Source organism: Paenibacillus liaoningensis, assembly GCF_059609455.1.
The window spans coordinates 126,002-148,127 of the sequence record NZ_JCAALU010000019.1 but is presented as its reverse complement, the minus strand read 5'-3'; the positions used below and the strand labels follow the sequence as shown (position 1 = coordinate 148,127).

At 48.5% G+C, this 22,126-nt stretch carries 19 protein-coding genes and 1 pseudogene; all 20 read left to right on the top strand.

Annotation, left to right across the window (positions count from 1 at the left end):
- Window position 1: 1 nt before the first annotated feature.
- Window positions 2-448, top strand: a complete 447-nt coding sequence (locus AC6B99_RS27065; RefSeq protein ID WP_496664694.1) for a terminase small subunit — start codon at window positions 2-4, stop codon at window positions 446-448.
- Window positions 411-1,895 (top strand): phage terminase large subunit, encoded by a 1,485-nt coding sequence (gene terL, locus AC6B99_RS27060; RefSeq protein ID WP_496664693.1) that lies wholly within the window; start codon window positions 411-413, stop codon window positions 1,893-1,895. The genes AC6B99_RS27065 and terL overlap by 38 nt, the downstream gene beginning before the upstream one ends.
- Window positions 1,892-2,176: a hypothetical protein gene (locus AC6B99_RS27055; protein WP_496664692.1), complete on the top strand. Its 285-nt coding sequence runs from the start codon at window positions 1,892-1,894 to the stop codon at window positions 2,174-2,176. Before terL ends, AC6B99_RS27055 begins: the two co-directional genes overlap by 4 nt.
- A 13-nt stretch (window positions 2,177-2,189) precedes the next feature.
- Window positions 2,190-2,384 carry a hypothetical protein gene (locus tag AC6B99_RS27050; RefSeq protein WP_496664691.1) on the top strand — a complete coding sequence of 65 codons (195 nt, stop codon included), beginning with the start codon at window positions 2,190-2,192 and terminating at the stop codon, window positions 2,382-2,384.
- 13 nt (window positions 2,385-2,397) lie between these two features.
- Complete coding sequence (locus tag AC6B99_RS27045; RefSeq protein WP_496664690.1) at window positions 2,398-4,557, top strand: portal protein; 2,160 nt, start codon at window positions 2,398-2,400, stop codon at window positions 4,555-4,557.
- Window positions 4,558-4,650: 93 nt separating this feature from the next.
- Window positions 4,651-5,445 (top strand): hypothetical protein, encoded by a 795-nt coding sequence (locus tag AC6B99_RS27040; RefSeq protein WP_496664689.1) that lies wholly within the window; start codon window positions 4,651-4,653, stop codon window positions 5,443-5,445.
- Between the two features lie 11 nt (window positions 5,446-5,456).
- Entirely contained in the window at window positions 5,457-6,641 is a 1,185-nt protein-coding gene (locus AC6B99_RS27035) for a phage major capsid protein (RefSeq protein WP_496664688.1), read from the top strand.
- A 154-nt stretch (window positions 6,642-6,795) separates the two neighbouring features.
- A complete protein-coding gene (locus AC6B99_RS27030; protein WP_496664687.1) occupies window positions 6,796-7,083 on the top strand; it encodes a hypothetical protein in 288 nt (95 codons plus the stop codon).
- The gene (locus AC6B99_RS27025; protein WP_496664686.1) at window positions 7,080-7,652 is read left to right on the top strand and encodes a phage adaptor protein; all 573 of its coding nucleotides are present in this window, start codon (window positions 7,080-7,082) and stop codon (window positions 7,650-7,652) included. The genes AC6B99_RS27030 and AC6B99_RS27025 overlap by 4 nt, the downstream gene beginning before the upstream one ends.
- A 2-nt stretch (window positions 7,653-7,654) precedes the next feature.
- Window positions 7,655-9,226, top strand: coding sequence for a glycosyl hydrolase family 28-related protein (locus AC6B99_RS27020; RefSeq protein WP_496664685.1), 1,572 nt, complete (start codon window positions 7,655-7,657; stop codon window positions 9,224-9,226).
- 19 nt (window positions 9,227-9,245) lie between these two features.
- Window positions 9,246-10,670 carry a hypothetical protein gene (locus AC6B99_RS27015; protein WP_496664684.1) on the top strand — a complete coding sequence of 475 codons (1,425 nt, stop codon included), beginning with the start codon at window positions 9,246-9,248 and terminating at the stop codon, window positions 10,668-10,670.
- A gap of 4 nt (window positions 10,671-10,674) precedes the next feature.
- Window positions 10,675-11,346 carry a hypothetical protein gene (locus AC6B99_RS27010; RefSeq protein WP_496664683.1) on the top strand — a complete coding sequence of 224 codons (672 nt, stop codon included), beginning with the start codon at window positions 10,675-10,677 and terminating at the stop codon, window positions 11,344-11,346.
- A gap of 61 nt (window positions 11,347-11,407) precedes the next feature.
- The gene (locus AC6B99_RS27005; protein WP_496664682.1) at window positions 11,408-11,938 is read left to right on the top strand and encodes a hypothetical protein; all 531 of its coding nucleotides are present in this window, start codon (window positions 11,408-11,410) and stop codon (window positions 11,936-11,938) included.
- Between the two features lie 33 nt (window positions 11,939-11,971).
- Entirely contained in the window at window positions 11,972-13,600 is a 1,629-nt protein-coding gene (locus AC6B99_RS27000) for a hypothetical protein (RefSeq protein WP_496664681.1), read from the top strand.
- A complete protein-coding gene (locus AC6B99_RS26995; protein WP_496664680.1) occupies window positions 13,552-14,031 on the top strand; it encodes a lytic transglycosylase domain-containing protein in 480 nt (159 codons plus the stop codon). The genes AC6B99_RS27000 and AC6B99_RS26995 overlap by 49 nt, the downstream gene beginning before the upstream one ends.
- Before the next feature lies 1 nt (window position 14,032).
- Entirely contained in the window at window positions 14,033-18,619 is a 4,587-nt protein-coding gene (locus tag AC6B99_RS26990) for a hypothetical protein (protein WP_496664679.1), read from the top strand.
- Between the two features lie 402 nt (window positions 18,620-19,021).
- Window positions 19,022-19,291, top strand: coding sequence for a hypothetical protein (locus tag AC6B99_RS26985; RefSeq protein ID WP_496664678.1), 270 nt, complete (start codon window positions 19,022-19,024; stop codon window positions 19,289-19,291).
- Window positions 19,292-19,505: 214 nt separating this feature from the next.
- Window positions 19,506-19,718, top strand: a complete 213-nt coding sequence (locus AC6B99_RS26980) for a hypothetical protein (protein ID WP_496664677.1) — start codon at window positions 19,506-19,508, stop codon at window positions 19,716-19,718.
- A gap of 9 nt (window positions 19,719-19,727) precedes the next feature.
- Window positions 19,728-20,582 carry an N-acetylmuramoyl-L-alanine amidase gene (locus AC6B99_RS26975; RefSeq protein WP_496664676.1) on the top strand — a complete coding sequence of 285 codons (855 nt, stop codon included), beginning with the start codon at window positions 19,728-19,730 and terminating at the stop codon, window positions 20,580-20,582.
- A 37-nt stretch (window positions 20,583-20,619) separates the two neighbouring features.
- Window positions 20,620-22,125 (top strand): annotated as a pseudogene (locus tag AC6B99_RS26970) (ABC transporter ATP-binding protein); the annotation flags it as partial.
- Window position 22,126 lies beyond the last annotated feature (1 nt).

The window sequence follows — 22,126 nt, the reverse complement described above, 5'->3', positions numbered from 1 at the left end:
CATGGCAGACTTGAGACCGCAAAAGATGATATTTGTAACCGAGTATCTGAAAAACGGTAACAATGCAACTCTAGCTGCCATAGCGGCAGGGTATAGCGAGAAGACAGCAGGTAGTCAGGGCAGCAGGCTGTTGAAATCTGTTGATGTTCAACAGTTTCTTAACAAGACTGAACAGAATCTTAACAAGGATCTGCGGATGATGTTTACAGAAAATGCTGTTAACGCGTTTACAGTGCTGCTTGAGGTGATGAATGACCCATCGGCACAACACAAGGATCGTCTTGTGGCGGCGCGTGATTTATTGGATCGAGCAGGGTATAAGCCGGTAGACAAAGTCGTCAGCGATGTGATGGCCGTAGTTGAAACAAAGCATGACCTGAAGAAGCTCAGTGCAAAGGAGTTGGCTGACCTTGAGCATATCATTGAAAAGACTGCCGACTCTGGATGAAGTACGAGCTGCTCGGGCGTATGCCGACTTTAGCTACTTTGTCGATTACGACAGCGAAGGTCGGGACCGCGAAGGCAAGCACCTTGATGTGCTGGATGAGACGCTTGTCAAAGTGTCGCTAGGCGAGCTCAAGCGTGTGATTGTCACTATGCCGCCAAGGCACGGTAAGAGCGAGCGAGTCAGCAAGAAGTTCCCTGCATGGCATGTAGGACGCAATCCAACGGACGAAATCATTTTAGCCTCGTACTCGGTTGATCTGAGTCGGGGATTTTCTCGTATTGCTAGGGATACGCTGGTTTCTAACAAAAACGTATTCGAGGTTAGCATCGATCCAGCCAATCAATCAGCTGAGTCTTGGGGCATAGACGGATACAGGGGAGGCGTTACTGCTGCAGGCGTTGGCGGCGCTATTACTGGTAAGGGCGCTAAGATTGCTATTATTGATGATCCGGTAAAAAATGCGGAGGAAGCAGATAGTGAGACGATGCGCGAAAAGATATGGGAATGGTACACATCAACGCTATACACACGTTTAACGCCTGACGGCCGCATTATTGTCGTGATGACACGTTGGCATGAAGATGACCTTGTAGGCAGACTGCTAAAAAAAGAAGCTGATGAGATAGCTGAGGGCGTTCATACTGGCGAACGTTGGACGGTAATCAACTTCCCAGCACTGGCGGAACAAGATGATTTCCTTGGCCGGGCGGAAGATGAACCGTTATGGCCTGAATTTGGATTCGATAAGAGCCGTATGGAGCAAACAAAGATCGATGTCGGGTCTAGGGTATTTAATGCCTTGTACCAGCAGAGGCCGAGCGCAGCGGAAGGTAACTTCCTTAAGCGTGAGTGGTGGAGATATTACGAGAATCCGCCGCCGTTCGCATCGCTGCTCATATCGGTTGATGCTGCATTTAAGGATGACGATGATAGCGATTATGTGGTTATTCAAGTATGGGGCAAGAATCAGGCTAACATGTACCTGGTTGATCAGATACGTGCAAAGCTGAACTTCCCAGCAACGATACAGAGCATTCGCAACATATGTGCTAAATACCCGGAGGCTGCGGTCAAACTGGTGGAGGACAAGGCAAACGGTTCGGCTATCATCCAGACACTACAAGGGCAGATTGGCGGCATAGTACCAGTTAACCCAGAGGGCGGCAAGGTTGCAAGGGTAAACGCTGTGTCTGCTTATATCGAGTCGGGTAACGTTTACCTGCCGCGCACAACATGGATAAACGATTTCGTCGAGGAGGCGGCCAGCTTCCCGAACGGGAAAAATGATGACCAGGTAGATGCGATGAGCCAAGCGCTCCATCGCTTTATTTATTTTAACGGCGGCATTACGCCAGATCCGGACTACGACAATAGCATGGAGGCGCGGGTAAGGCGGAACATCGCCAATCAGGGTAAGCAAAAAAGAAAGGGGATGCAGGCATTATGAGCAATGATGTGATACTGATAGCCTTAATCAGTTCCATGATGCACATAGGGGCTATGGTGCTGGGTTTGCTGCATGTGGATCGACTAAACCGCGCAAATGAGAGTGTTAATGCGGCGTTACTGCGACGATGGGAAAGCGAACGAGAGGCGTGGCTGACTGAGCGCCATCAACTCCTTGATCGAATTCAAGCCCCAACGTTTAACGAGCTTAAACATGCAGAGGTTAAAGTAATCAAGGCGCAGCAGGGTATTAAAGAGCCTGAACCACTTGTGCCACTATAAGGAGGATATACACATGCTAAAGCTTTATAAATACACATGCGGGTTTGATGAGCGGTACGGGCCTGCAACGGATGATTTGGACGCATATAACCGACGTACTGATATTGATCCGACATTTGGATTCGTCGAAGTGAGGATCGAAGAAGTCGTTGTGCCGGGCTATACCATTACGGTTAAAGCGTCTAAAACATCAGCGACTCAAGAATAGGAGGGCGTGAGCCGTGGCGAAACAAAATACTGATGCAAATGACAACGCGGCAGGAGATACAGAGTCTAAGCGGCTCACTCCTGACCGCGTTGAGTCGCTTTTTAGAAGCGCCGAGAACTGGACAGATATACGCCAGCAGCTCGTTAACATAAATTACTACCTTGGCAATCAGTGGATAGGCTGGGATAGGGCGGCGCGTACTGTGCGGACTCTACCCGAGCAATCTGGTGAGGTCAGGATAGTGCGTAACAAGATCAGGTCGCGTGTGACAGCACTGCTCGCCAAGCACATTAAAAGCAAGCTTAAGTTTGATGTCATACCGGGCAGCAAGGAACAGGTGGACATTGATGCAGCCAAGGCGGCGGACAAGTACATGCATGTGCTGTGGCAGGAGCTTGACCTGAGCCGGAAAACAAAGGACATGTTCCTGTACATGCTCATCCAAAAGCGCTGCTGGGTGAAGACGTGGTTTGACGGCGAGGCGGGAACAGAGGTATCGCCGGAAGACGGCGACCCGGGCTATGAGGAATGGGTCAAGGGCGGCAGCAAGCCGTTGCATGAGGGCGTCATACGGGCGCGGGTGTGTGACCCGCTTACGGTGTTTGCTGATCCGGCGGCAGTAAGTGAGGAGGAGATACGTTGGATCATCGAGCGCAAGGCTCGCGACGTTGACGAGATATACGAGGAGTACGGCGTTAAGGTCAGCCCTGATGCAAATGTCGGATACCTTAACCGTTATGACATCACGCGGATGGCATCAGACGGCATAGGCTCGACGGATACAACGCGCATGCAAAATCAAGCTCTCGTATATGAGTTGTGGTATAAGCCGTGCAAAAGGTATCCCAAGGGCGTCAAAATAACCGTGTGCGATGGACGAGAGCTTGACTACAATGAGGAGTCGGGCGAGCTGCCGTATCAACTGTTTGGTTATATCCCGATACCAGGCAGCCTGCAATATGATGCGATCGTCACCGACATGCTTGCGCCACAGCGGGAGATTAACGTCCTGCGATCCATGGTTGCCACTCATGCCCGCAGAATGGGCAATAGTATGTGGCTCAACCCCATCGGTAGTGGCGTAGATGAGGAAGAGTTAACCAATGAGATAGCCGGTATTATCTCGTACAACCCGATTAACAACGCTAAGCCTGAACGAGTGCCAGCGCCTGACATCCCTTCGTTTTACGGCAATGAGCTAGCTCAGAACGCTATGGACTTGGATGACATGAGCGGAGCGCGTGAGGTCTCCCAAGGACGCATGCCATCGGGTCTGGATACACTTGGCGGCTTAGAGATCATGGTCGAGCAGGAGAATGAAAAGCTGGCGGTTGGCAGCCAGAACTACGAACAGGGCATGAAAAAAGTCATGCAGCGCATCCTTCGGCTGCTTAAAGCACATTACACGGAGGAGCGGCAGGGTCGGCTGCTTGGTGAGGACAACGAGATCGAGCTTATCAGCTTTAACGGCTCGGATTTGACAGGCTTCGAGGACATCAACATCGTCCAAGGCTCCAGCCTGCCAGAGATGAAGGCGGCTCAGCAGGAACGCATCATGACCATGTGGGGCGCGGGGGCCATCGTCAAGAAGGATGGTACGCCTGATCCTAGCAAACTGCTACGGCTCATGGGCATGGGAGACTCGACGGAATTGTTTGAACAGGAGGCATTGGACAATAACAATGCCAAAATGGAGAACAAAGCCTTTGAGGACTTGGGTCAGAATCAAGAGTTCCTGCAACTGCTCGGTATGTACCAGCAGCAAACGCAACAAATACAGCAGCAATTGCAGCAAGCGGGCATGCCGCCTGAACAATGGGCGCAGTATATGCCACCTCCACCGCCTGACGTCCCGCATATATGGGACAGTGACGATGACGAGGTGCACATATTAGTGCATAACACGTTCCGCAAGTCTGGGAGGTACCGCGAGATGCCTCCTGAACTGCGAGCGCTGGTTGACCAGCACTACGAGGAACATGTACAGCGGCTTAACGCTCCTATGATGCAACAGCAGCAGCAACAAGAGCAGGCGGCGCAGCAGGAAGCTGAGCAGAAGGCGCAGGAGCGCGATGCTCAGCTCCAAGCTAAGCAAATGGACCAACAAGCAGCCATGCAGCGGGACGAGCTTAAGGCTCAAACGCAGCTTGCTACAGCAGCAATGAAACAATAATATAACGGGCTGCAGGTGAGAGTCTTGCAGCCTATCATCTATTAATCGCGGGCGTTGATCAGTTATGGCCGCCGCATAACAGGAGGAATTATTGTGAACACACCATTTTTAAAGCTTAACCTGCAATTGTTTGGTGAAGGGGAAACGGGCGAGGGTAGTGCTCCTGCCGCCGGGGAGCAACAGCAAGTAAATGATGTTCCTGACCCAACGGGCGATCAAGGCGCTGCCGCCGAGCAGGGTAAGGAAGATGCGGCTTTTAGCAAAAGGTTGGCATCGGCTCAAGAAAAGTGGAAGGCTGAACATGCCGCTGAAATGCAGAAAGTACACGATCAGTACAAGGACCATGACACATACCGCAAAGCAGCGGAGTATCTGCAGCGATCAAGCGGCATTGATGACGTCATGACTCTCAAGGAGCAGATTGAACTTGTTGAGCTCCAGGAGCGCGCTGATAAGTATGACGTATCACCAGAGGTACAGAAACGGATCGAAATGCTTGAGGCAAAGGCGGAAAAGGCCGATGCAATGGAGGCTGAAAAAAGCCAACAGCAGGCTGCGACAGAGTTTGAAACGTCGCTTAAGACGTTTGTCGAAGGCAAGGAGATTGACGGCAAGCCTGTCGATCATAACGAGCTTTGGAAATACATGCACGAAAACGAGATCGGCAAGCCGGAAGTGGCTTTCAAAGCCATGAAGGCTGATTTGCTAGAGGCGAAGCTTGCCACAGCCAAGGAAGATGCAGTGAAAGATTACCTTAAATCAAAACAAGCACCTAAAACGGACGGCGCTCCGGGGGCTGCTGCTCAAACCACGCAGACAGGCGGCGGTTTTAAAGGGGCAGAGGCGCGGGCTATTGCTCGCATCGCAGCATCTCGGAAAGCTGAATAGGAGGATATATTATGCCAGCAGATTTAACGACAATTGCAGACGCCCTGAAAGTTGATTACTTGCCAGAGGTGCAGGAGCAGGTGAATAACGGCTCCAACTACTTCATCTTGAAGCTTAAGGAGAAGGCCGAAAAGATCGATGGTGATGGTAAGAACTTTTACATTGCCCATCACTTCGGACGTAACAGCGGTGTAGGAGCTGGTACAGAAATGGGTACTCTGCCTACAGCGGGCCAACAAGGCTATAAAGGATCGACAGGTAACGTGGCTTATGTGCATGGTCGCCTACAGGTATCCAATGCCACCATCCAAGCGTCAAAACGTGACGAAACATCTTATATCCGTGCGCTGACATCTGAGGTTAAAGGTCTTACAACTGACCTGCAGAACTACATGCGTCGTGTCTCCTTGGGTGATGGAAGCGGTAAGCTTGCCACATTCCCGGTCAATGCATCGGCTAACACACTTACTGTAGATGATGTGCGCCTGTTTTTTGCGGGCCAAATTATCGACATCTACACATTGCCAAGCACTGCGGCAGCTACTGGTCGCACGGTCACCGCAGTTGATTATGATGCTAAAACCATTACAATCAGCGGTGCGCCTGTAGCGACTACGGCCGGTCAAATCGCGGTATCCGCTGGCGCGTTTAACTTGGAGCCAATGGGACTGGCGGGCATCATCAGCAAGACGAAGACGCTCCAAACACTTGATCCAGCCACGTATACATGGTGGCAGTCCACCGTATTGGCGAACGGCGGTACAGGTCGCGCAATCTCTGACCAACTCATTCGATCGCTGCTTGACCGACTGGATATCGTAAGCGGTAAAAAGGTTGAGTGGCTTGCAGGATCTCACGGTGTTCGTGCATCGTATGAGGCGGCACTGACCTCCATGAAACGGTTTGTTAATCCGATGGAACTGGAAGGCGGCTATAAAGCCATCGAGTTTGACGGCATGCCACTTATTGTGGATCGTTACATGCCATCTAAACGGATTTGGGCAGGAAACTGGGACGACTTGGGCATGTACTACACGTCGAAGCTTGCTTTCATGGATGAGGACGGCAGCATGTTCAGCCGCGTTCCAAACACGCCAGCGTATGAGGCGACAGCATTCTGCTATGAGACAATGGTATGCCATAACCGCAGATCGTTTGGCGAGCTGGGCGACCTTAACGAGCCTAGCGGCTACTAATCAATAGCAATCATTATGAGGGGCCTTCGGGCTCCTCTTTTATTTTGGAGGGGCTATGAACAGACATTATCGAGATGGATTCACCCGAGTGATGATTAACGATCTATACGACGTCGAACCCCAGTTACAGGCTTACGACGAGCATCTATACATCATGTGGAACCCTCATACGGGACAGCACCTGATCATGGATGGGCTGACGGAATTGGCAATCATGCGTCTTCCGCAGCCGGGGTTCCCACATCTTTCAAGCCGTGTGGTATCGCATATTAGGATGATCCATACAGCCAATGGGTTTAGTGCTACCCAAGTTGTGGAACAGTCGGACGATGCCCGTGAACGTCATGTAGAGCAGCGTCGTGAGCAACTAGCAGCTGATTTTGCACGGGATATGTACAACGGGGACAAATACAGCGTATCCATCGGGGGTGTTCCCGCGTGAATGTAGGAGAGCTGCTTGAACGTGTCCGACTAGAGATATTCAACGACCTGACCGATGCTCAGATAGTCGGCAGGTTCAATGAGCTGTCAAAGAGGTTGTTTCGAAAATTCGTTCTGCCGGAGAAGATTTATAAATTCGAGACGACAGATATAAATTTTTATGAACTGCCTGCAGACTGCCCGGAGGATCGTATACGCTGCGTTGTTGTGGGTGATCTAGAATACCTCAAGGTTACGCCCGAGATACAGAACCCGCCTGCACACTGGTGTACAGTGCTAGTTAATGGTCTGTACATCCACCCGCCACAAAGTGTAGGTTTAGAGGCTTATTTGTATTACAGGCAAAGACCGGATAACTTGACCGCTTCCACCCTGAATGAATCGCCAGACTTTCCGAGCGACTACCACGAATTGTATGTATACGATGCTGCTGGCTGGATAGCGGGGTTGCAGCGTGATGTGGACATGCGTAATAATTTTCAAACGGAATTTAATGCAATATACCAGGAAGCTGAGCGAGACCTCAAAAAAATGGGGTTGCGGCGGGCAAAAGAAACGACGAGGTGGTAACCGTGGGACAAAGTGCGTACAGTATAGCAATGAAGGAAATGGGGGCTTTAATAGACCTAGCAAAAACAAATATGAAGTATGTTGCCACGCCCATATATAACATTGTAGGATTTGGAGCTTCGGGTGATGGCCTTAAGGATGACACTTCTAAGGTAGTTGCGGCAATTCAGGCTGCCGTTGATGTTGGCGGAGGAATTGTTTACTCTCCGACCGGCAGCTATCGCTTGACCTCAAATATCACAGTGCCATCAAATGTGACAATTTGGTTTTCTAACGGTGCCTACTGGGAAATCGATACTGGCGTTACCGTTACAGTCGAAGGCACTATTGATGCCGGAATGAGTCAAATATTCGCAGGAGATGGCGTTGTCGCTGGTAATATTAAAAACACGGAAGTATATCCGCAGTGGTGGGGGGCAGTCGCGGATGGTGCAACGGATATTTCTATCGCTCTTCAAAAAGCGATAAATTCAAAGCGGAAAGTCGTTTTGCCTTACCTCGACAACTATTATGCGTTATCTGGCGTAGTTATCCCAAGCAACACCACGATTGTTGGCGACGGTAGACATCGCACCCGTATTAAGGCATTGGAAACAACAGACAAAATGTTCAATATCCAAGGTGTATACGTCCATGTGGAGAATCTACTCATCGATATGGACAGTGCATCTAACACATCTGTCGTTTACTTTTTTGATTCATCCATCCCAAGTCTGCAAGACATACGCATTAAGGGTTGCAAAGTAGAGAACGCTTATACCGTGATTAAAGACGCAAATCACCCAACAAATCTTATTGCAAATGTTTATTTCGAGGATGTTAATTGTTACGCAGGCAAAGGAAATGCCGTGACAATGAATGATTTTTTGGGTTTTGTATACCTTACCAAATTTATCGTGGACTATACTGCGTCTAATGTGCGGCATGGGATTAACGTAACGTTTCCTGGTATAATCGTAAACAACATACAGGGAATTATCTTGCAAGACGTAGATGTAATTGGAGGCACCGCCTCATCTGGCGGGGATGGGTTTGTGTTCAACAACTGTGCCGCGATCTGGCTTAACCGGACCATGGCAGATACGTTGGGAGGCACCGGCTATAAAATAAGCAACAGTCAGTATGTATATATTAACGATGCTGTATCATCCCTTTGTAACAGGGGCGGTTTTGCTCTAGACACTTGTCAGTTTGTCACTGGAGCTGTCGCATTTGTAAACGGAGCACTAGGTCAACTGGGAGCGGAAAGCAATCAGGATGGGTTTATAATGACATTATGTACGGATGTTAACATCGGAACGGTCAATGTACAGTACAATACGGGTAACGGTTTAGTTATTAACGGGTGTCAACGTACAATCTTTAATTCTATTCGCTCGACAGGCAATGGTATTAGTGGGTTAAGAGAGTCGAATGCATCTGGAACAAGTCAATTTAATATACTTGGCAACGTGTCGTCACTGTTTAATACAACTAATAGCGTTGTTTTGGTAGCTGCTAGTACAGTCATTCCAATGTTGATACCTAACAGCGGTACTCTGCAATATCATGTAGTAGGTCCAGTTACTTTATGAGGATAAAGGAGGGGGTTCGGTGTCCTACTGGGGTGCAATAAGAGGCGTATCCGATCCGGTGCCGATACGGGCTTTTAATGGCGTGTACAAGCCTGATGACGAGGGATTTAACCTGCCGGATGACCTATTCACGGAGTTAATTAACTTTTGTCCTGATAAGTATCCATCGCTTACTACGCGCCCTGGCTACACGGTCATAGGGCAGTACGGTACGCGGGTAACGGGATTGGCGGTACTGCGAGGCCAGACGCTTGTTGCTGTATTTAATGATGGCAAATGGCGTGCTTGGAACGGAGTTTCTTGGACTGAAATTTATAACTTTGACAGCACTGACCCTAGCGCAATGAATACGGACTGGTCGTTCTGCAATTTCAAAGGTAACTTGCCCGTTATCAACCTACTAGGCAATAACGGACGTTTTGCGACAGTGCGATATTCCGGATCCGGTAGCGCCGTTAACATAAGCGAGGTGCCAAGTGGCGCCAACTACATCACATCACATAGCAACAGGCTTTATTGTGCCGTTAATAACTCCGTGCATTACTCAGCGCTCAATGAGTACAACGATTGGACAACCGTAGACGATGCTGGCGAGATTGTAGTCGATACCCCTAACGGTGAGACAATCTGCGGCCTGAGCGCGGGTAATGGGCACCTGACGGTGTTTAAGCCGTCAAGCACACATGAGTTATACGGCAAAGGCCCACAAAGCTACAGCATGGACATGATTGCCTCAGATATTGGAGCGGTCAGCAACAAGGCCGTGACTGTTTATGATGAGACGCTACCGTTTATATCGCGCGATGGCATCTATAGCTACAGTGGAGGCATGCGCCCGGCTAAGGACTACTCAGTACCGGTACAGCAGTTTATCAATGGTGCCAACAAAAGCCAAACGGCTAAAGGTGTCTCAGCCAGCGACGGGCAGTATATGTACTTCGGCTTGGCGCTCGGAGCGTCTGCCGAAAACAATCGCATCCTGCAATACGATCCGACACACCAAGCCTGGTACACATGGGATGGGATCGCAGTCACTCAGATGGTGCGTATGGGTGATTACCTATTTGTCGGCACCGCAGACGGCCGTGTGCTGCGGCTGGGAGGTACAACGGACGGCCTTGCGCCTATCATAGCAACTGCAATCACCAAACCTTTCACGGCGGACGCCATCGCCCGTAAGCAGCATTGGTTTAGGATATGGGTTGTCGCATCACTGACGGCTGGTAGCACGCTGCAAATCTATGTTAGCGGTAAAGCGAGCGGTGAGGATTGGACGGCCCTAGCGCCTATTACAAGCGTCTCAGGCGTCCAATACAAAGAGATACTCATCCCCACCAACAGCATTGCTGCTGCTAACGCCGTAAGGCTTAAGCTCGTTGCGACGGGGGTTGTTACTATACATGAGATTACGAGGCAGTTGCGTCAGCTGCCTATGAGGAGATGATGTCATGCCAACGCAAAATATTCACGTCGTTCAGCAGGTCGGCACGCTAGCAGAAGCATACGAAGCTCTAGCCAAAACGCAGAAGGCGCTAAATTATTTGCTAAACGGGCAACTTGATTTCGAGAATATTCGTGCAAGAAGCATCAAGGCCGAAAACATTGAGGTCGGTTCGCTCACAGCGGATGAAATCAAGGCAAACAGCATTACAGCTGATAAGATGGACGTAGATGAGATTTCGGCTATTACAGCTAACCTGGGGCATATCATGGCGGGTTTGATTGAGTCTGTACAGATATTCGGTTCGTATATCGCTACGGCGAATGGTACGTTCCCAAGATGCGAGATGTCATCAACAGGTAACTTATTTGTTGCTTACAAGAGCGCCAATGAATATGCAGCGTTTAACCCAGATTTACCAGATGCAGCAGCTCCGGGTCTGGAATTTAAGAGCCCTACACAAACGGCGCAAATAAATATCGGAGAAGAAATATTTTATATCAGGTCTGATGGATCAATGCATTTAGTATCTGAAAACAATTATGTCGTTTTAGGCGGTTTAAGCAGTCCGGGAGCATTGGTGTATAGCTGGTCAAAATTTCGAAATGTAGCTACAGACAAAACTCTACAGCAAGAGTTGAATAGTCTATCTGCTAGAATTACGGCTTTAGGAGGATAATCATTCCACTATTAGACTTTTGTTGGTACAATGGATTCAAAAACCAACAGAGGTGATTGGCATGAAAAAGTTAGTGATAGGATTTATTTTGGGATTATCCTTATCAATGGTAGGGACAGCTTGGGCTAGCGGCTTAGTAGGCAAGACGGTAGGATCAGAGGTGAGGATTACAATGAACGGAAAAAGCGTGGGCAGTGGAGTGATTATAGATGGTAAGAGTTATGCTCCTGTTAGAGATGTGACAAGCGCTGCTGGGCTTAGTGTGTCCTTCAAGGATGGTGTAGTTAATATGCAGACTGGCACAAAAACGCCGAACGTGTTAACCACGGAACAAAAAATAGAAAATGTTAAAACGGCAATTTCCGATACAGAAATTGCTATTGCTGCCAAGAAAAAATTAATAGTAGAACAAGAAAAAAGAATCGACTACTACCAAGGGATTATCGATAGAGGCGAAGGTAACGAGCGGACACAGAAATGGATTGATGATATCAAGAGCGGCATCGCTCAAGTGGAAAAAGACATAGCAGCAGATGAAGCGAAGCTTGTTGAATTAAAAGAAAAATTAGCAGAACTAGAGTCTACCAAATAGGTAGGCTCTTTTCTTTTAGAGAGGAGCGTAACCATGGCTACCACATCTACAAACCAAAACAAATATCTGAGCAACATGGCAGCGGGTAAGACGGCGACAGGGGCGGCCGCGAACTCTGGTCAGCAGGCATGGGCTAAAGCGGAGCTGGCTAAGGTGCCTAATCCTGCAACAGCGCAGCCTAAGGCAACAGCAAATCCAGCGCCATTACCACGAGGTACAAAGGCACCCGACCCCCAACTCAAGGCGCAGACTCCGGCACCAGCGGTTAAAAGCCCAAGCGCGCAGGCATTTACGCCAATCACACCTAAATCAACGGTGCCAGCTCCGACAACGCCCGCGCCGACGTCAACATTTACGACGCCGGCTTATCAGGATTGGCAGAGCAAGACCAATGATAATTACGCAGCGCTGGAAAGCCTTACGCAGACGCCATTTAGCTATGATCCCAATACGGATGTCGGTTATCAGGCGCAGCGTGAATTAGCGCAGCTGCGGGCGGGAGACGCCTCGCGAAATGCCATGGAGTCAGCCAACGAAAAAGGATTGCTCAACAGCAGCACGACGGTTTCGCAGCTTGGGCAAATTCAGCAGCGAGCGGAGCAGGAAGCAGCGGCTTATATCCCTGAATACAGACAACAAGCATACGGACAGTATCAGGACAGGCTAGCAGCAGCAGGCAACCTACTTAACACATCCAGAGCGCTACGGGGTGACCAGTTTAATGAGGCAGTTACAGAGGGTGAATTACTGGGCACCTATGCATCGCCCGAGGCTCGTAATCTTGTTTCGCAGCTTATTGGACTCAAGCAGCAAGCAGAGGCGCGGGGCATCACAGCAGAGGCACGGGGCCAGTTGAGCGGTCAGGCCGACGGAATTAGGTCGCAATTGGCGGCTATGGGCGTGGACATTAGCAAACTGGGAGCGGACGTTAACTCTAAAAACGTATCGGCAACCGGATCAGGCACAAGGACGCTGCAAGGTCAACAGGTCGATTTACAGCAGCAACAGGCCAACCTCGACGCAGCTCTCAACGTTGGAGCGCAGACAGGCAAGTCGGTTACGCCTCAGGATGATTGGACTGGGTTATACAGACAAGCAGGCAGCGCGGACACACCAAGCAACCTTGCAGGGCAACAGTTTGCATCTAGTGAGGATCAGCGGGCAAAGGATAATGCGTACCGTGATCAAACATTTACGTATACAGCGGGGCGTGACGCGGTGGCCGATCAACAGTGGATGGATCAATTTAATCAACAGGTGCAGCAAAACGGTTTGGCTAATGCCCTAGCATGGGCCAACCAAAACCTTAACCAACAGCAGTTTAACAGCAGCGCTAATAACCAAGCATTTGGCCAAGCAATGGCTATTTGGGAGGCTACGGGCGTTGCGCCACAGGGAATTCCGGGTGTGACGCCAGGAACGCCTTACAGTGCTGGCGCAGCTTCCGCAGCACAGAATCCAACGGCAACAGATATGCGGACGTATTTTGACACAATGCGGCAGTTTGATGGTGATGGTAAATTGACCAACGGCACAGACTTGGAAAATGCCATTATCAACAGCAATCTATCCGACTATGACGCCTATCAGATGTATTTGAGGTACGGCCTCAAGTGGAATGGCCCGGTGCCGACTCAAACGTCCAGCACTGCGGGAAAGTAACAGGCTCTGGTAATGTAAGCATACCGTCGAATTATCAGGGCATTGTATCATCGGCGGCGCAGCAGTATGGGATTGATCCGGGCTTAATAGCGGCAATCATCCAACAGGAGTCAAGCTGGAATGCTACTGCTAAATCGTCTGCCGGAGCTGGCGGGCTCATGCAGTTAATGCCGGGTACCGCGAGTGGATTGGGCGTTAAGGACGTCAATGACGCGTCCCAGAACGTAAACGGCGGCACGAAGTACATCAGCCAAATGATGAGCAAGTATAACAACGATCCTCAATTGGCGCTCGCCGCATACAATTGGGGACCGGGGAATTTGGACAAGGCCATCAAGCAATATGGGGCTAACTGGTCAGCTATCGCTAGCCATGCGCCGAAGGAAACGCAAAATTATGTGACCAAAGTAATTGGCTACTGGAGGGGATAGCATGTCGTGGAGAGATGAGAGGCGTAAAGAGCTAGCGGGACAAGTCTCCATGCCAACTAGTGGCTTAAGCTGGAGACAGCAGCGAAAGCAGGAGTTGCTTAACTACTCCGATGTAGACGGCACACAGGGCGGCGTGAGGTCGCTAGCGCCAGATCTATTTAATCCAGTGCAGCAAATGCAAGGTATTGGCGATAGATTGTCTGCTGCTGCAACGCCTCCTGCGCAGGCTACGCCGACTGTACAACCACAGGCGAGCACTTCGGCAGAACCTTTGTTGTGGGATCGGATAGCAGCGGCAGCAAACGCTCCTGCATCTACGCCAGCACAACAAGTTCCAGGCACGCTTTTCAATCGTGATCTCAGCCCGGCTACGGGTGTGTCGGCTCCGGCCAATCAATCAGCTGAACAATGGCGCGACGAACAAAGATGGAACCGCGAAAGACTTCTTCCTGAGTCGGGAATTGGTCGTGTGCTAGGAAGGATATGGGAGCCGATACCGGCAATGATTGACTATGCTCAATCAGTATTGCCTGGCGTATCATCTTTTCAACGCGGAGCAGGTGATGTACTGGGCGTGCAACTCGATACCCCAGCTCCTGTAACGGGACCGGACGCACTTAATGCAGTAGCGCGATTTACAGGTAATGTTGCTGGCGCATTTACAAACCCAGCAGCTATTGAACAAAATCTAGTCACAGGCCCTTTGCGTTTAGCGGAGGGTCTTACTTATGGCAAAAAAGCGACGGGATTAATAAATTCCGCGCAGAACGCCATAAACAAAGGCGTGAATAAGGTAAACCCACTGCTCAATCAATCAGGAATTAACCTCGGTTCAAACCTAACAGGTAACCTTGCACAGCGCGCGGTGGTGGACGGTCTTGCAGGAGCTTATCAAAATACCGTTTTAACGGGCGTTCGTGGTCAAACCGATGCTGATGAATTGGCTCTGGGAGCACTGGAAGGCGCGGGTTATGGTGTTGGCGGCGGCATTGCCTTCAAGTTTCTTGGTGAAGGGTTTAAATCCATCGGAAACGCCTTAAAAGGCATGGCTAATCGTCGAGCGGCCATAACGCCAGAAACGGAACAAGCAGTAATTAACGCTATAAACCAACCTACTTCAACCGACTTGACCGTTGCTGGTAAGCTGCGCTCAGCTCCATTAGAAAGTTACATTAATCGTGTTATGACTGATATCAAGCCAGAGGTTAACCAGCGCATGACACCGCCGCTTGAAAACCCTAACGAACTCGCTAAATGGATCAAAGCTAATTTGGGTGATGAAGTTTCTTTAAACGAAGTGCGTAGGCTCTCATATGACGATATGGTGCAACTGTCGGACGAGATCAAGAAAAACATGAGCATGTACGATGTAGCCCGTCAGGTGGCTAAGTCTCGCGGATATGACCTGGATAATATTCTGAATAACCAAGTGCCAAGCCTCAAAGATGCAGCCGAACGATTGCGTATGGGCCGCGTAGCTGGTGCTGTCGATGTTCCACCAGGTAATGTGAGACGGTCGGTACCAAAAGCGAATGGCAATACGATCGACGAAAGTGTAAGATCAGCGCAAGATACACCGCGCCCGCAAATTAATAATACAGAGCAGGCGCCTGTGCGATCAGGTGATGTTACGCCAACAAATACAAGATCGTCCGGTTCATCAAGAGAAAGGGGCGTAGTATCGAATTTAAAAAACTCAGATAAGCTGAGCGACGACACGAAGAATGCTATCACACGAAGCAATGAAGCGAACCACGATCCAATCAATAACGCTGAGACGCTTGAATCTGCTAATGCTCGTTTGGAATCTAAGGGTTTAGCTGAGAATAAAGGTTATCTACTTAATAAAAATGTGGATAAGGAATATTTCTCACCTGAGGATATCGCATTAGGATACAGAATGATTGATGAGTACAATGCAATAGGAGACTATGAAAATGCTTCACAGGTAGCCCTGAAACTCGCACAAGCAGGTACGAAGGGTGGTCAATCTATCCAGATTCACTCAATTTACAACAGACTCACACCTGAGGGTATTTTAAAGGTAGCATCGCGTATTTATAACGAAGGCGTAAAAGAAGTTAGCGCTCAGAAGGCATTGAGCAATGAAACAACAAACGCTATTTTAGATTCTGCAAAGGCAATGCAGAAGGCCTCTGGTAATCAACAGGTAGCTAAAGATGCAATCTCTATAATTGAAAAGGCAAGGTTAGGCGAGAAGTTGACAGAAAGCGAAATTTCAATCTTGCGAAAGTTTCAATCCGAGGCAAAACGTTTGCTTCCTGCAGAAAATAAGACAGCAGCACCCCCTAAAACTAGAGGTGTGGACGCCATTAAAAAGGCATCCTCAAGACAGGCTGCAGCAGCTAGGCAACGTTTGAGCAACAGCAGAAACATTGGTTTTGCAGCACAAGGAAATGGTAACCCTATAGTAGATTTAGCTATTATCGGATTCGATCATATGATGACCGGCGCGGTAAAGTTTGCTGATTTTGCTGGGAAAATGAAGACAGAGTTCGGCAGCAAATTCGATGACGTCCTGGATGATGTTTATTTAAAATCGTGGGGCAAGTATAGAAGGGCTAACAAAATGCCTGCCAGTGACTTCGAAAAGATGGTGAATCGCGCTATAGGTACAAGCGATTTCAGCAAAGCTGATGCCAGCGCTTTAAGAAAAATGGCTATTGAGTTAAGCCAGTTAGAAGGTACTGCAAAGAAAGAAGCGATGGCGGAATTGCAAATGGCATTTAATACGCTAAGAGAAGGAACGACAGGAAAAAAAGCAGCAGCCGTCTTGAGATCGTTTCAATTGGGGAATGCAAGGACGATTCTCCGAAATGAAGTCTCGAATAATGCCTTTTATTTGCTCGATGATGTCAGAAGGAAATTCGTAGCAACGCCTATAGACGTTGTTGCGAGCAAAATAACAGGAAAGGACAGAGAAATATTTTTCAAAAGCGGCCCACAATCTTGGAAACAGTATTTTACGGATTGGGGCTCAGCATACAAACAAGGTAAAAAAGGTCTGAATCCGGGAGGACTTCAATCTCAATATGATTTAGGAAACCTTGCGTTCAACCCTGCATCAACCAAAATAACCGATCAACTTGGTTCGTTCTTAGAAAGGAACGTCGGAGCTTTCCTTAAAGCAGGCGACTACGCAGCATCAAACAGGGCAATAAGCAATGAATTGTCGCAGTTATCAAAGACAAAGGCGTACGCGGAAGGTTATAGAGGTAAAGACTTGGCGCATAAAGCAGAGGAATATTTCCATACTGCGGACGAAACTATGACCGATCAGGCAAGAAAGTATGGGGAATACATGACGTTTCAGGATAAAAACTTTCTATCAGATGCCGCCGTGGCACTTAGGGATAAGGTTTTGAACGCAGGTAAGGATTTCGGATTAGGTAACATCGTCATTAACTATCCTAAAACGCCCGCAAACATATTCATGCGAGCCATTGATTACAGCCCTCTAGGATTCCTTAAGTTCATGGGCCAAATGGGGAAGGTGGCATTTAAAAAAGATGTTGCTAAAAAAGATGTAATTAATACTTTCACTCGCGCGCTTGCCGGCACGGGGATAGCTGGGATCGGCATGTATCTATCTCAATTAGGCATTTTGAATATCCTGCCTAGTAAAGATATTGGAATGTCTGAATTAGAGCGTAAGGCCGGGCAAATACCTAACAGTCTTAACATCGGGGCTCTAATGAGGTATGTAAAAAGTTTTGGGGATGAGTCAGCAGCGAAACCTCAGAAGGGCGACCTATACGCCTCTATAGACTGGTTCCAACCTTTGGCTATTCCTTTATCTGTAGGAGCTGCATATGGTCAAGCAGGCACGTCCACGCGCTTTAAAAAAGGTGTAAACGCAGCAGGTGCAGCAGTACAATCTCTGGATGCGGCAATGGAGAGTTTCGGAAATATGTCTGCTTATCGTAATATCAAGGACTTGGTAGGTAGTGACTATTCTTCAGCTAGCGAGAAGGCAGGAAAGCTTGCAGCTAATACAGCGTCTGCTTTCGTTCCTTCTTTATTAGGACAGCTCAGGAATGTTGTTGATCCGAAACAGAGAGATGTGAAGGTCAGTGGAAAGAATGACTTAAGCAGCTTCTTTGGTCAGGCAATAGGACAAACAATGAACCGTGTACCAGGATTGTCACAACTATTACCTGAAAAAGTTGATACATTCGGAGATACGAAACAGAGCGATTACGGAACTGGCGCTAGAATACTAAATTCTTTTGTCAATCCTTCAATTATCGCTCAATATAATCCAAGTCCTGAGGCAAAAGCTGTTTTGGATTTAATTGAGCGAACTGGAGAGACAAGGCTGGCGCCAAACCGACCACAGAAATCCTTTACCTACAATAAGCAAACTTACGGATTCACACCAGAGCAGTACCGTGAGTATCAAGTTATTGTTGGCAACAATGTAACAGAGGCTCTTCAAAGTTCTCTGGATTATCTGAACAATCCTAATTATAGTGATGAAAACAAAATAAAAAGAATCGACACTGTTCTAGACAAGGCATCTGATAAATCCAAGAAAGAGATGATGAGTAGGATGGGCATTAGATAGTAATGTTGTGTAATTAGATTACAACTGTGTTATAATACAGCTAGATTATGAGTACAATGAAAAAGAGAGCGCGGCCAACGCTCTCATTGTACAACAAGTTCGGGTGGCTAGTTCCTCCGGATGTTGAGTGAGAGAAATAACCCGTCAGGCCTCAACCTGTGGCGGGTTATTTTCGTTTGAGGTAGGTAAGCAAAGCAAGGAAGAAAGTTCCAAGCATGATTACTTCTACTAACGAAAAGTTCATAGGCATACCCCCTTTCTGGAGGGATACCATGACCACCACAAATCGTGCTGTACCCGAATATTATACCACATCTTTACAATAGATAGATGAGAGAATATAATACTAGAGAAGTCGTATGGGAGGTCATCCCTGCGGCTTTTTTTATTGGAGTGATGCGCATGATTGTCTTTGATGAGAGTGAATATTTCAACACTTCCTTGACGGATGGTGCCATGCGCACCATCCGTTTGTTTTTGCCACCAGAAATATACGACAAGCTGCTGCATGGCGGTGATAAATTTGTACGACTGGATAATACAAGCGTCAGAGGCGTTCTTCCGCTACGGTTTAAGTCCTACCGCGGTCGTCATGGCGCTATTCGCGCTGTTAAAAATGCGGGCCGTCAAGAAACGGTTGCGCCGTTATATACCATGGCTTATCGACGATGAATCTCCTGTGAGGGAATACGTGCAAAATCAACGTGTAATCATGCAAAATCAAAAACTAATGATGGAAAGGATGGGTATACCATGTACTGCCGATATGTCACAGACAAATTTAAGGGATTCAGCGCCGAAAAAAGAGCCGTCGTTCTGGCGGCGGTTGATGGTTATTTATCCTGCCCGGCTTGTAAAACAGTTCACAAATTGGAGGTCGAGAAACATGAAACTCAATAAAAACATTTTAATCCCGCTGCTGTCGGCAATTGCGCTTTTTATCAAAGAAGCTTTTGGTTACACAGTGCCTGACGAATGGATTGATATGGCTGCTAATATCGTGCTGTATGGGGTTATGTTTGCCGGCCTATTTATCCATCCGAAAAAACAAGTAGCAATTGCAGAAGAAGACACCAGCGCGGAAGAACAGTACCATTAGGAGGAGACTATGAATATTGAACAGAAGCCGGTAGTGAATCACGGCAGCCGAAAGAACTCTAAGCCGGTCATAATCGTCAATCATATATCCGTTGGCACCATGCGATCCATGTACAACACTTTCAACAATGCAGCCAATCAGGCGAGCTCACATTTTGGCGTGGGGCGCGACGGCAGCATTGTGCAATATGTATCGCTAGACCGCGCGGCATGGACGCAGGGGCGTATACAGGCGCCTACAGCACAGATTGTTAAGCAATTGTTAGGAAACCCGAATACGTATGGAGTGTCTATTGAGCACGAGGGCTATGCTGGCAACGGTGTAGACGGCAACCTGACGGACGAGCAATTCTATGCCACCTGTTGGCTGCACAAACACATCCAAGAGGCGATACTGGCGATGTACGGCGTAAAAATACCGCTTAACTCACATCAGGTGCTAGGCCATTATCAAATCGACAGCATCGGCAAGCCAGCATGCCCCGGCCGCAATTTCCCGTGGGCGCGCCTGTACGCCGAACTCGCCATTGCGGAGACCATGACACTAGCCGACTACGCTGAGCGTTTGGAGTATCTTAAATCAGGAACATCTGACCGGGCAACGGCCTATGCATTTGCGAGCCGAATGGCAGACCTAGCATCCAAGTTTGATGATCCAAAGTGGGGAACCGCAGCAAAATCTAAAGTGATGTGGCTCACTCCAATACTCTATGATCTAGGTTATAATGGAGAGGAGACGCCAGAAGGTATTGCAAAGAGGGTGTCCGAAGTGTATAAAAACTCTTCCGTGGCAAAATACGAGGGTGAGGCAATGCGAAAGTTAATGATCGGCGCTAAATTTGCAAAGGAAAAGGGCTTGCTATAATGCTTGCCCCTCTATTTAACACATACCTTTTGCATGATACGGGGTAACCTACTGGGGGCATATGCTAGGCATTAACATCGAGACGGATATGCGGCGCAAAATGTTCGACCATATCCAGAAGCTTAGCTTCCGCTTCTTCGACAATCACAAGACGGGGCATTTGATCGGCCGTATTACGAATGACCTGAACGATATTGGCGAAGTAGCGCATCATGGGCCGGAGGATGTATTTATTGCGGTTATGACGCTTATCGGCTCCTTCTCGCTAATGGCCTACATTAACTTGGAGCTTGCTCTTATAACCTTCATCATTATTCCGGTTATGGCTTGGCTTATTATCGTCTTCGGCGGCAAAATGAGCAAAACGTACCGTCGTTTGTTCGGCGATGTCGGCAACTTTAATGCCCGTATTGAAGACAACGTCGGCGGCATTCGTGTCGTTCAATCGTTCGCAAACGAAGAGCATGAGAAAAAACTGTTTTCCGTAGACAACCAAAACTTCCGCCTGACGAAGCTGCTCGCTTACAAAACGATGGCGAAAAGCATTTCCGTCAGCTATATGATGATGCGGCTCGTTACGATTTTTGTGATGATTTGCGGCGCTTATTTCTTTATTCAGGGCAAGCTGGATATGGGTGAATTTATGGCGTTCATTTTGCTTTCGAACATTTTCTTCCGCCCGATTGAGAAAATCAACGCAGTTATCGAAAGCTATCCAAAAGGCATCGCCGGCTTCAGACGTTACACGGAGATCATTGATACAGAGCCTGACATTGAAGATCGGCCAAATGCAACGGAACTCAAAAAAGTCGTCGGCAATGTTCGTTTTCATGACGTGAGCTTTGGTTATGAAACAAACAATATGATTTTGCAGAAAATTAATTTGGATATTAATGCTGGAGAGACTGTGGCATTCGTAGGCCCATCTGGAGCGGGGAAAACGACAATTTGCAGCCTGTTGCCAAGGTTTTATGATGTGCTCGCAGGCAGCATTACGGTGGACGGCAAAGATATTCGGGATATTAAGCTGGAATCGCTGCGCAAAAATATTGGAATCGTGCAGCAGGACGTGTTCCTGTTTTCGGGCTCCATTCGCGAAAACATCGCTTATGGCAATTTGTTGGCGACGGAGGAAGAAATTTGGGAAGCGGCGCGCCGGGCATCGCTTGAAGATTTGATCAAAAAAATGCCCGAAGGGCTGGATACGATTATTGGAGAGCGCGGAGTCAAACTGTCGGGCGGCCAGAAGCAGCGCCTGTCGATTGCTCGCATGTTTTTGAAAAACCCGCCGATCCTCATCCTCGATGAAGCGACGTCGGCACTGGATACGGAGACGGAAGTCGCGATTCAGAAATCGCTGTCCGACCTGTCCGTCGGCAGAACGACGCTGGTCATTGCCCACCGCCTGACGACGATCAAAAATGCGGATCGCATCATTGTCGTCGACGAGAGCGGCATTGCTGAGCAAGGAAGACATCAAGAGCTGGTTGCGGCCGGCGGCATTTACAGCAAACTGCATCAAGCGCAATACAGCACGGTGTAGC

Coding starts and splice junctions, on each gene's coding strand:
- AC6B99_RS27065 (WP_496664694.1), top strand. CDS start 2: ATGGCAGACTTGAGACCGCAAAAGATGATATTTGTAACCGAGTATCTG.
- AC6B99_RS27055 (WP_496664692.1), top strand. CDS start 1,892: ATGAGCAATGATGTGATACTGATAGCCTTAATCAGTTCCATGATGCAC.
- AC6B99_RS27050 (WP_496664691.1), top strand. CDS start 2,190: ATGCTAAAGCTTTATAAATACACATGCGGGTTTGATGAGCGGTACGGG.
- AC6B99_RS27035 (WP_496664688.1), top strand. CDS start 5,457: ATGCCAGCAGATTTAACGACAATTGCAGACGCCCTGAAAGTTGATTAC.
- AC6B99_RS27030 (WP_496664687.1), top strand. CDS start 6,796: ATGTGGAACCCTCATACGGGACAGCACCTGATCATGGATGGGCTGACG.
- AC6B99_RS27010 (WP_496664683.1), top strand. CDS start 10,675: ATGCCAACGCAAAATATTCACGTCGTTCAGCAGGTCGGCACGCTAGCA.
- AC6B99_RS27005 (WP_496664682.1), top strand. CDS start 11,408: ATGAAAAAGTTAGTGATAGGATTTATTTTGGGATTATCCTTATCAATG.
- AC6B99_RS27000 (WP_496664681.1), top strand. CDS start 11,972: ATGGCTACCACATCTACAAACCAAAACAAATATCTGAGCAACATGGCA.
- AC6B99_RS26990 (WP_496664679.1), top strand. CDS start 14,033: ATGTCGTGGAGAGATGAGAGGCGTAAAGAGCTAGCGGGACAAGTCTCC.
- AC6B99_RS26985 (WP_496664678.1), top strand. CDS start 19,022: ATGATTGTCTTTGATGAGAGTGAATATTTCAACACTTCCTTGACGGAT.
- AC6B99_RS26980 (WP_496664677.1), top strand. CDS start 19,506: ATGAAACTCAATAAAAACATTTTAATCCCGCTGCTGTCGGCAATTGCG.
- AC6B99_RS26975 (WP_496664676.1), top strand. CDS start 19,728: ATGAATATTGAACAGAAGCCGGTAGTGAATCACGGCAGCCGAAAGAAC.